General features: G+C 58.2%; 10 protein-coding genes and 1 tRNA gene. 5 read left to right on the top strand and 6 right to left on the bottom strand.

The genetic code is table 11. The features are described 5' to 3' along the window. Positions 1-186 precede the first annotated feature (186 nt). Positions 187-459, top strand: coding sequence for a late competence development ComFB family protein (locus OKC42_RS22010; RefSeq protein WP_005343036.1), 273 nt, complete (start codon positions 187-189; stop codon positions 457-459). On the opposite strand, the gene OKC42_RS22005 is transcribed toward OKC42_RS22010, so the two are convergent. Next, a complete protein-coding gene (locus OKC42_RS22005; RefSeq protein ID WP_265784327.1) occupies positions 454-663 on the bottom strand; it encodes a hypothetical protein in 210 nt (69 codons plus the stop codon). The genes OKC42_RS22010 and OKC42_RS22005 overlap by 6 nt on opposite strands. Positions 664-964: 301 nt before the next feature. Between OKC42_RS22005 and nhaC the strand changes: the two genes are divergently transcribed. Beyond that, entirely contained in the window at positions 965-2,374 is a 1,410-nt protein-coding gene (gene nhaC / locus OKC42_RS22000; RefSeq protein ID WP_005357819.1) for a Na+/H+ antiporter NhaC, read from the top strand. Positions 2,375-2,513: 139 nt separating this feature from the next. Here the strand turns inward: nhaC and erpA are convergent, their stop codons facing one another. The 3 genes from erpA to clcA form a co-directional block, all read right to left on the bottom strand. Then, complete coding sequence (erpA, locus tag OKC42_RS21995; RefSeq protein ID WP_005340225.1) at positions 2,514-2,864, bottom strand: iron-sulfur cluster insertion protein ErpA; 351 nt, start codon at positions 2,862-2,864, stop codon at positions 2,514-2,516. 87 nt (positions 2,865-2,951) lie between these two features. Then, complete coding sequence (locus tag OKC42_RS21990) at positions 2,952-3,647, bottom strand: DUF6776 family protein (protein WP_265784326.1); 696 nt, start codon at positions 3,645-3,647, stop codon at positions 2,952-2,954. 91 nt (positions 3,648-3,738) lie between these two features. Continuing rightward, positions 3,739-5,127 (bottom strand): H(+)/Cl(-) exchange transporter ClcA, encoded by a 1,389-nt coding sequence (gene clcA, locus OKC42_RS21985; protein ID WP_033136489.1) that lies wholly within the window; start codon positions 5,125-5,127, stop codon positions 3,739-3,741. A gap of 244 nt (positions 5,128-5,371) precedes the next feature. On the opposite strand from clcA, the gene hemL reads away from it, so the two are divergent. Together hemL and OKC42_RS21975 are read left to right on the top strand one after the other, a co-directional pair. Continuing rightward, the gene (gene hemL / locus OKC42_RS21980; protein WP_265784325.1) at positions 5,372-6,658 is read left to right on the top strand and encodes a glutamate-1-semialdehyde 2,1-aminomutase; all 1,287 of its coding nucleotides are present in this window, start codon (positions 5,372-5,374) and stop codon (positions 6,656-6,658) included. Positions 6,659-6,875: 217 nt separating this feature from the next. Then, a complete protein-coding gene (locus tag OKC42_RS21975; protein ID WP_265784324.1) occupies positions 6,876-7,691 on the top strand; it encodes a hypothetical protein in 816 nt (271 codons plus the stop codon). Here the strand turns inward: OKC42_RS21975 and OKC42_RS21970 are convergent. Beyond that, complete coding sequence (locus OKC42_RS21970; protein ID WP_069554500.1) at positions 7,606-8,508, bottom strand: sulfite exporter TauE/SafE family protein; 903 nt, start codon at positions 8,506-8,508, stop codon at positions 7,606-7,608. The two genes, OKC42_RS21975 and OKC42_RS21970, sit on opposite strands and share 86 nt — an antisense overlap. A gap of 296 nt (positions 8,509-8,804) precedes the next feature. Beyond that, entirely contained in the window at positions 8,805-9,554 is a 750-nt protein-coding gene (locus OKC42_RS21965; protein ID WP_042084194.1) for a DsbA family protein, read from the bottom strand. Positions 9,555-9,751: 197 nt separating this feature from the next. Here OKC42_RS21965 and OKC42_RS21960 point away from each other — a divergent pair. Further along, positions 9,752-9,839: transfer RNA gene (locus tag OKC42_RS21960), tRNA-Ser, on the top strand. The last annotated feature ends 645 nt before the right edge of the window (positions 9,840-10,484 follow it).

Below are 10,484 nucleotides of genomic sequence, written 5' to 3'. Positions count from 1 at the left end.
GCGGAATTGGTAGACGCGCTAGCTTCAGGTGTTAGTGTCCCACGGATGTGAGGGTTCGAGTCCCTCTCTTCGCACCATTCATTACGCAAAAGGCCCATCACGAAAGTGATGGGCCTTTTGTTTTTACTCCTTGTTATGGCTATGCTTTTGACGAATCCCCGCTCATCGTCATGCCAAGGAACGCATATGATACTGGATACCGACATTCACAACTTTTACGAACATCTGGTGCTCAAGGAGATTGAGAAACAGGGGCTGCAGCAAAAGCTCAACAGCGATCAGATGGCCGACCTCTGCTGCCTCACCCTCAACCAGCTCCCCGCCCACTATATTCGCCACAATGTCGACATGATCTACTTCCTGACCGACGCCAAGCGCACCGAAATGGAGAAACTGGTGGTCGAATCGCTCAAGGTGGCACAGCAGAAGATCAAGCAGGCTCCCGTCAAAAGCTCATAACCAGGGCTGCTGCCAGAGCAGGGTAACGATACCGGTCAACCCGGCCACTGGCAGCAAGATCAAGGCGGGCCGCAATCCGGGCTCCAGCATCACCCAGGCAGCCAGCAGAAAACCTACACTCCAGGTGCAGTACTCTTTATCCTGACCCCATGCGAGTACGGCCACCGCCACCAGCAACATCATACCCCGCAATATCCAGCGCATTGTTTTCTCCCCAACCAACAATTGATAATAATTATCATATTCATCTACTGGGGATGCAAGTGGTGTCACAAGCAAGCTTCGTATGTGACCCTTTGTGTCAACAGGCCGCTCAAAAATGGGTTATGAGATCAACTAATTTGTGATTTTTTCAATCAAATGTGCATTTTTGCCAATTTGATGGGGCTTTAACCCGCCGGGTTTGTGGTAGATTGCGGCCTCTTTTTGGGTTGCCTCCTCGGGATCGATGTATCCACAGGACGAGAGGGAGTGACCTTGGCGAGCAAGAGTTTAGGAAGTATCTATGCAAAACCAACAAAACCACATCCGACTACCGGGCATGGCACAGGTGTTTGCCTGTCTGGCCATTTTCCTGGCCCTGGCATTCTCGTTCACCAGCGTGCTCGATCTGCCGATCCAGCTGGCGTTGTTCATCGCCTGGTTCGTCATCATGGGGCTTGGCATCAAACTCGGCCACGATTACAAATCCCTGGAACAGGCAGCCGTTGACGGCGTTGCCAAGGGAATGGGGGCCATCCTGATCCTGGTCTCCGTCGGTGCCCTGGTCGGCACCTGGATTGCCGGCGGCATTGTTCCCAGCATCATCTATTTCGGCCTCAAGGTGATCCATCCGTCCATCTTCCTGCTGGCAACCCTGATCATCTGCTCCCTGACCTCGCTGGCCACCGGCACCTCCTGGGGCTCTGCCGCCACCGCCGGTATCGCCATGATGGGGATCGGCCACAGCCTCGGCGTGCCTGCGCCGCTGGTAGCAGGTGCCGTGCTCTCCGGCGTCTATTTTGGTGACAAGCTCTCTCCGCTCTCCGACTCAGTAGTGCTGGCTTCGACCATGTCCAACGTCGACGTGGTGGAGCATATCAAGGGGATGCTGCCCATCAGCCTGCTCTCCTATGTCATCACCGCCGTGCTGTTCACCGTGGTGGGCATGCAGTATTCGGGCAACGTCAGCCTGGAGCAGGTCAATCTGGTGATGGAGGCTCTCGACAACCAGTTCAACATCACCCCGCTGGCCATAGTGCCGGTGGTGCTGGTACTGGGCCTGTTGGCCAATCGCAAGCCCGCCTTCCCGGTGATCAGCTTCGGCGCCCTGCTGGGCCTGATCTGGGCCATCGCCTTCCAGGGCATGGATCCGGTCAAGGCAATGCACTCGGCTTATAGTCCGTTTGCCATCACCTCCGGCATCGACTTTATCGACAACATTCTCGGTCGCGGCGGCATGGAGTCCATGCTGGGCTCGGTCGCGGTCATCATCTTCGGTCTCGGGTTTGGCGGCCTGCTGGAGAAGGTCGGTATTCTGGAAGTGATCGCCAGCGCCTTCGAGAAGCGCATCAATAGCGTCGGCAGCCTGACCAGCCACACCATCGGCACCGCGTTTCTGGCCAACGTGTTTGGCTCAGCCATGTATGTGTCGCTGATCCTGACCCCCAAGATCATGGCCAAAAACTACGACCGACTGGGACTGGCGCGCAAGAACCTCTCTCGCAACGCCGAGTTTGGCGGCACCCTCACCTGCGGCATGGTGCCCTGGAGCGACAACGGCATCTTCATGGCCGGGGTTCTGGGGGTGGCAACCCTCGACTACCTGCCCTACATGTGGCTGAGCTTCACCTGCATCATTGTGACCATCACCCTCGCCTACATGGGCAAGGCAGTGAACCGGATCCCGCTGGTCGCGGCGGCAAGCTCCCGCTAAGCCATTCTGCAAACAACAAAGGCGCCATCGAGGCGCCTTTGTTGTTTGAGATAAATGCTGTTTGATGGAGCTCACTGATCACCACAAACAAAAACAGCCCTCGTTGCCGAGAGCCGTTTCATCAGACCGATAATGCCGATCAGATGGAGAAGCTGGAGCCACAGCCACAGGTCGTGGTGGCATTGGGGTTGGTCACGGTGAAGCGTGAACCTTCCAGACCCTCGGTGTAATCCACACTGCCGCCTACCAGATATTGCAGGCTCATGGGATCGATCACCATGGTGACGCCATTCTTCTCGACTACGGTGTCCCCGTCGTTGATCTTCTCATCAAAGGTAAAGCCATACTGGAAACCGGAGCAGCCCCCACCCGTGATGTATACCCGCAGCTTCAGCTCGGGATTCTCTTCCTCGGTGATCAGGTTCTTCACCTTGTTGGCCGCCGCATCCGTCATCTGGATGGGCAGCGGAGCTTCTGCTACTGCACTCATTACTGACCTCACAACCATTAGATCCACAAACATGGAAACCGCGAAATTATCCAATACCCGACCATTCAGTTCAAGTATTCACCACGTTTAACCGGCAGCGGGAACCGGAGCAGGCGGCGCGGCGACCAGCGGCTTGATCACCTCGCCCCACTCAACCAGCAGCTCTTGCGCCGGTTGCCTGCCATCCCTGTTGATGGTGACACGGATCCGATCCGGCACAAAGCCTTCCGGCAACTGCCAATTCCCTTCCAGCAGCTGGAAATAACGCAGGGCATAGCGCCACTCGCTCACCTTCATCCCGAGATCGCGGCCGGTTAGCGTCTTCGGCTTGTCAGCCAGACTCCCCTCGACCCGGATCTGCACCTGACCACGAAACAGCTCCCGCTTCTTGGCGGGCTGGGTCAGGGCGAGACGATAGTGGTAGCGACCGGGAATGCTGGTCTCCTGCAGAGTCAGGTTGTCGATCACTACCCCCACCTGTTCGCCGGTGGGGCGCATGATCCGCTCGAAAAAGGCCAACTGGCGTTTGAGCTCCTGCACCTGCGCCTCCTGACTCTTCAGGGTGGTCTGCAACTGCTCGAAGGCCGCTTTCTGGGTCGCCAGCTGGGTATCTTTCACCCCCAATTCGGTCTTGAGCTGGCCGATGGCCTTGCCCTGACGATCCAGCGTCTCCTGCTGTACCACCAACAGACTGCTCTGGGCCAGCTCCTGACGGTTCCCGACAAAGTAACCGATGAGCCCGCCAACGGCTAACACGACCAATAACTTCAATAGATTGGACATAGCCCCTCATCCCGTTATCACGCCATTTACGGCAGCGCCTCTCCCTTCACTATACCGCCCGGACCGAGGTCACAGGCGATAAAGGGAAAAATTAACTGGCCGTGGCGCTGCCATCACCCCGCTTTTGACGCGCAGCGAGCCGTAAAGTTCGCTCCAGGATCTGGGAATAGATGGGTCGGCCACCCAGCCACTGGGCAACCAGGGTCGCCCCAACCGTGGTGATCATCATGGGCAGGATCAGCTGATAGTTGTCGGTCATCTCGGTGACCAGCACGATACCCGTGATGGGGGCGCGCACGGTGGCAGCAAACAGCGCCCCCATTCCGGCGATGGCAAAGGCGCCGGGCTCGATGCCAAGCTCCGGAAACGCCGCATGAAACAGATGGCCGAACACCACGCCAAACAGGGTGCCCAACGCCAGGGTCGGCGCAAACACCCCGCCAGGGGCACCGGAGCAGAAGCAGATGAGGGTCGCAACCAGCCGCACCGAGAAGATGAGGAACAGGGTCGCCATCGCATACTCATCCCCCATCAGATGGGGAATAAGCTCGGTGCCGCCCCCCGTCACCGCGGGAGCAAACAGCGACAGCACACCGAATGTGCCGGCGACCAGCATGCCGATGGCCACAAAACGGTGGCGCTTGTTCTGGTGCAGCGCCAGATAGCCATCTTGACAGGCCAGCACCAGCTTGTTGAAGACAAAACCGAGCACCCCGAAGGTGGCCCCCATAAAGAGGAACAGCCAGAGCGCCTTGAGGGCTGGCGCATCGTAGTGGGGCAGAGTGATCACCGCCCCCTGACCTTTCATGTTCTGCAGCATCAGGGTCGCCATAATGGCGGAGATCCCCACCGCCTTGATGGCCAGAAAGGAGTAGCGAAACTGCGGTCGCATCTCCTCCATCACGAACAGGATACCTGCCAGCGGCGCATTGAAGGCTGCCGCCAGACCGCCCGCCGCACCGGCGGCCAGCAGGGCGTGACCATGCTCCTTGGGTAGCCGGAAGATATCCGCCACCATCTTGCCAAGGTTGCCACCGATCTGCACCGAGGGCCCCTCCCTCCCCAGCACCATGCCGGAGCTCAGGGTGCAGATGCCGCCGAAGAACTTGACCGGCAACACTCGCCACCATCGCACCGGGCGTAGATCGTCCATCGCCCCCTCGATCTCGGGAATGCCGGAACCGCCCGCTTCCGGGGCAAAGGTATGAGTGAGGAAGTAGCCGACAAATCCCAGCAAGGCGCTGAAGCCAAAGCCAAGCAGACCGAGCTGCCACCAGGGGCGGTCTGCCAGCAAGGCGATGCGTTGTTCTGCCAGCCAGTGGACTCCCGATTCGAACAGGCCGCACACCAGTCCGGCCAGGGTGCCGACCAGCGCCGCCAGCAGCAGCACCAGCAAGGGCATCTTGTCTTGCCGGATAATGCGGGAAAGCGGCCCCCGCGAAGAGGTATCGGCTTCAGAGGAGAGAGCTTGTTGCGCCATCTTGTTACACCAACTTGGAAAAACCATATCGTCAGCTAGCTGAGATCAGGATCACCCGGCGCGTTGCTCGGCTGCCCAGGGCTGGGGCTTTCTGCTATAGTCGGCCCGTTAAATTTTTGTCACGGGAGCAGACCGAGAGTCCGGGTGGCGAGAGCGCAAAGCATACTCCTGATGCTCCGGCCTGCCGAGTCTCAATCGGCTGCAATCCCTTGTGTGACGACCAAAATCCCATTAAGGATGATCCATGTCAAAATCAGATCAGCTGTTTGAACAGGCCCGCCAGACCATTCCGGGTGGCGTCAACTCACCGGTCCGCGCCTTCAATGGGGTCGGCGGCACGCCCCGCTTCATCGATCACGCCGATGGCGCCTATCTCTATGATGTGGATGGTCAGGCCTACGTGGATTACATCGGCTCCTGGGGCCCCATGCTGCTGGGTCACAACCACCCGGCCATCAAGGCTGCCGTCATCAAGGCGGTGGAGAAGGGGCTGAGCTACGGCGCGCCGACCGAGATCGAAGTGCTGATGGCCGAGAAAGTGCGCCAGATCGTCCCCTCCATGGAGCAGGTGCGGATGGTGAACTCCGGCACCGAAGCCACCATGAGCGCCATTCGTCTGGCCCGTGGCTACACCGGCCGCGACAAGATCGTCAAATTCGAGGGCTGCTACCACGGCCACGCCGACTCCCTGCTGGTCAAGGCCGGTTCCGGCGCCCTGACCCTGGGTCAACCCAACAGCCCGGGCGTTCCAGCCGATTTCGCCAAACACACCCTGACCTGCGTCTTCAACGATCTGGATTCGGTGCGTGAAGCCTTCACCCAGTACGGCAGCGAGATCGCCTGTATCATCGTCGAGCCGGTCGCAGGCAACATGAACTGCATCCCACCGGTCCCCGGCTTCCTGGAAGGGCTGCGCGCCATCTGTGACGAGTTCGGTGCCCTGCTGATCCTGGACGAGGTGATGACCGGCTTCCGCGTCTCCCTGCGCGGTGCCCAGGGCCACTACAACATCGAGCCCGACCTCACCACCCTCGGCAAGATCATCGGTGCCGGCATGCCTGTGGGCGCCTTCGGCGGCAAGAAGAAGGTGATGCAATACATTGCACCGACCGGCCCTGTCTATCAGGCGGGTACTCTCTCCGGCAACCCGGTGGCCATGGCGGCCGGTCTGACCATGCTGGATCTGCTGCTGGAGCCGGGTCTCTATGAGCAGCTGAGCGCCAAAACAGCTCGCGTTGCCGAGGGACTGAAGGCGGCCGCAGCCAAGCACGGCATCCCGCTCGCCATCAACTATGTGGGCGGCATGTTCGGCTTCTTCTTCACCGAAGAGAGCGAAATCACCCGCTACGAGCAGGTCACTCGCTGCGATATGGAACGCTTCAAGCGCTTCTACCATCTCATGCTGGAAGAGGGCGTCTATCTGGCGCCGAGCGCCTACGAGGCGGGCTTCCTGTCATTGGCTCACGGCGACAAGGAGATCGAACATACCTTGGCTGCCGCCGAGCGCAGCTTCGCCAAGCTGGCTGGCTAAATCGCCGCTGGTTGTCGCAAAGGGCCCGTCATGGGCCCTTTTCTATTACAGAGCCTCCATCACCACACAGGGCGGCAATACGCCCATTTCTGGTGCATTCCCCCCTCGTCATCCACCAATTTGTCATCCTCTGGTGCAACTTGCCCCGCCATCCCTGTCATAAAGCAGGCCCACTATTTGCACATTCACCACAAGAGCCCACGTCACCGAGGTCCATATGGCAGAAATGAGCCCCATCGATGTGCTGCGGCGCTATCAGGAGTATCAGGAGGAGTTGGCCCCGCTACTGCAGGGGCTGCTCAGCGCCCCCCTTGCCTCGCTCAAGGGGTATCCCTTTGTGGTCAGCATTGACCACTATCAGGGGCCGATGTGCATCCAGCCTGTGGCACCGGCCGCCCATAACCGGCTGCACCTTATCGTGCAGGGGCAAGGACGGGAGATCACCGTCTGTCTGAATCAGCTGATTGGCTGGTTGATGGGAGACAGGGAGCGCCGCCGCGCCATGCCCTGGTTCAAGGCGGTCTATGTGGTGCTCAGCATGGCGCTGTTTCTGATCGTCGCCACCCTGATCTGGCACGGGCTGGAGCAGCTCTACCAGCTATTGTGCGGCGAGCAGCAGAACCAGCTCGGCGCCTTTAGCGCCATCATCTTCCTAACGCTGGCACTGGCAGTGTTCGATCTGGGCAAGACCATTCTGGAAGAGGAGGTACTGCTGCATAAGGATATCTTCCGCCACAGCGCCATTCGCCGCACCATCACCCGCTTTATCGCCGCCATTCTGATCGCGGTCTCCATCGAGGGGCTGTTGCTGCTGTTCAAAGGCTCGCTCGGCCAGAACGAGCTGCTCTGGCCAGCGGTCGGAGTGATGGGGTGTGCGGTGGGTTTGCTGCTGGCGCTTGGCCTCTATGTTTTTCTGGGGGCCAAGGCCGAAGCGGCACTGGTACAGGCTAGCCTGCGCTCTCCACAGCCAGTTGCACAGGGGAGCGACGCGCCGCCCGCCAAGAGGCGTACATGGTCCAGGAGGTATAGATGACGATAAAGGCAACCAGCCACTTCAGCATCTCCATATCCATGGATTTGACCAGCATGGCGGCCAGCACCACACCGATGGGGCCAAAGATGGCTACCGCCAGCACCGCCTTGGCATCGAACGCCCCTTTGCGGATAAAGGTGCCTGCGGAGAAGACGCTAAGCACGGCGGTGGAGCCCATCATGATGGGAAACGCCGCCAGCGGGTTCATCCCCAGCAGATAAACCAGCGTCATGCAGGGGGCAAACAGGCCGATACCGACATTCATCAGCACCCCGAAGATGAAGTTGCCGAGCAGGGCGATCGCCAACTTGTAGCCGCTGAGCCCCATCGCATCGCCGCCTACAGGGAAAAGCCCCAGCAGACCGGCAAAGATAAGCCCTGCAACGACCAGTAAGGAGATAGCCATCACCAACCGGATGGTCTGCCGATCAAACGAGGCCACATGACGAGCGCCCCAAGCTGCGCCCGCTGCGGCGGCCATCATCATGCTGATCAGCGTCAGCGGCTCCACTGCGACTGCGCCGACGAAGATCAGCGACTGAGTCACGGTTGGCAGCACGCACTGCCCATTTAGGGTACCCGGCAGCACCCGATCATCGATCAGCTTGAACTGCTTGTAGCAGGCGGTCTTTACCGCAAAGCTGCCCACCCCCAGGGTATCGAGGAAGTTGGCAACCCCACCGATCAACGCCACCGGCCAGAAGGGGGTCGCCTCAAAGGATCCACTCTGCTTCTTCCGCCAGCAGGCTTGCACCAGCATAAAGATGAATACGAGGCCTCCGGCTATAAAAACCAGCCGTAAAATATCAACTAACATAGGGGTTTCTCCTGCAACGGGCGGCGATTCTAAGGCAAGCAGCAGAAAAAATCTTGACCGGAATTAAGCAATGCTCACGACACGCCTCTGCAAGGTGAAATATTTATCAATAGACTCCGAACGACTCTGCTAATACTTGTTACTGAGGCCAACAGGCCGGGTCCTGAGCACGTTGTTATGGTCCTTTCGCGACGACCACTTGTGCCAAAGGACATAATAAAAAAGAGGGCCGGTAGTGATACCGACCCTCTTTCTGTATCTGGCTGGGGCGCTGGGCCCTCGACCATGACAACCGCTTATTGAATGCTCTTGCCGGCACGCACGTCCTTTATAAACCCCTTCAGGCTGGCCAGATCACGGGGAGCACCGCGCAGGATCTGATCACCGATGATGAAGGCCGGGGTACCGGAGATACCGAGCGCTTCAGCCAGCGCACGGTTGGTACCGAGGTTCTGGTCAATGCTGCCATCCTTGATCTTGGCTTCCACCTTGCTCCAGTCAACACCGGCCGCCACTGCCAACTGCTTGACCTGTGCTTCATCAGCGAGCGGGCCCTGATGGGTATAGAGCTTCTCGTGGAACGCCTGGTACTTGTCAGGCTGACCAAGTTGCACCGCCAGCGCAGCGCGGGCGGCGAAGTAGGAGGACTCGCTCAGAATGGGGAACTGCTTGTAGATGTAACGGATATCTTTATCTTCCGCCATCAACTGCTTGACCAGCGGATGGGCCCGTTTGCAGTAACCGCAGTTGTAATCGAAAAACTCCACAATGGTCAGCGACGCCTTCGGATTCCCCATCTCGGGATCCTGATTGGCATAAAGCTGCTTGGAGTGAGCCTTGATCAGCGCCTTGTCACTCTCGGCCTGCTGGCTCTCCTGCTTGGCACGCAGGGCATTGGACATCTCGACCAGGATCTCGGGATTCTTGACCAGATAGTCGCGAACGATTTGCTCGACATCGCTTTTGGTCAGCTCGCTTGCATGTACCGGCGTCGCCAGCAGGGTCACACCAGCCAGCGCGCAAAACAGGGCATTTTTAATAGTCATAACGTTATCTTGCAGAGGATATGATAGAGGCCACTATAGTGGTTGAGTCTGTTTTCAAGTCAAGTTATCTGGCCAAAAAAGCGCTTGATGCACCCTGATTGCCACTTTTTCATGTCGTTTCGTGCAATTAACCAGCAATCGAACCGGACGGGGATTTACAAGCCGGATCAGCATGGTAATATTCGCCGCACTGCTGCGGAGGGGTGGCAGAGCGGCTGAATGCACCGGTCTTGAAAACCGGCGATGGGCGACCATCCGTGGGTTCAAATCCCACCTCCTCCGCCATTCATATCGAGCCCATGCAACCATGTTGCGTGGGCTTTTTGTTTGCCTGCGATTTGCCACTCCTCATAGATCTCAACACACTAGTCTTCTTCAACACCTTTCTTGATCTTCTGACCTGCGAGCTAAATAGCTGCCACAAGATCACCTACCAACATCGAACCTCTGCGCTCCTGCGGATATCCCTTCCAATTTCCCTATTACCCCAAACCCAACGCTGCGCCCCCTGTGCCTGCGTGTTAGCACAGCCAACACACTCTCTGGCATAACGTCAGTGGGCGATTAACAAAATCTTGGACAAGCAGAGGGCTCAAAAAGAAAGACTTCAGCTAACACAGGACGCAGATGCCCAGGAAAGATCGCAAGCAAGAGATCGTGGCGTACAGGCGAGCATAGGATTCGTGGGTCATGACTACGCCAGAGCCACCATACAGTACCCAGCGGTTCAGTGAAGAAAGAGTACCAAACGGAACATCAAGCTATTTGTGGAACCAGAAAGCCGCGGAGAGTAAGGATAAAAACAGAGGAAGGGAGATAGGGCAGGTCAACAATCAGGCTATTTGCTGAATTTCAGGCAATAAAAAACCCCGCTCGATGAGCGGGGTTTCTTGTATTGGGTGCCTGGCAGTGTCCTACTCTCGCATGGCG

It is taken from the genome of Aeromonas sp. Y311-2, assembly GCF_027706025.1.
Lineage (GTDB): Bacteria > Pseudomonadota > Gammaproteobacteria > Enterobacterales > Aeromonadaceae > Aeromonas > Aeromonas veronii.
This window is presented reverse-complemented; position numbering and strand designations above follow the sequence as displayed.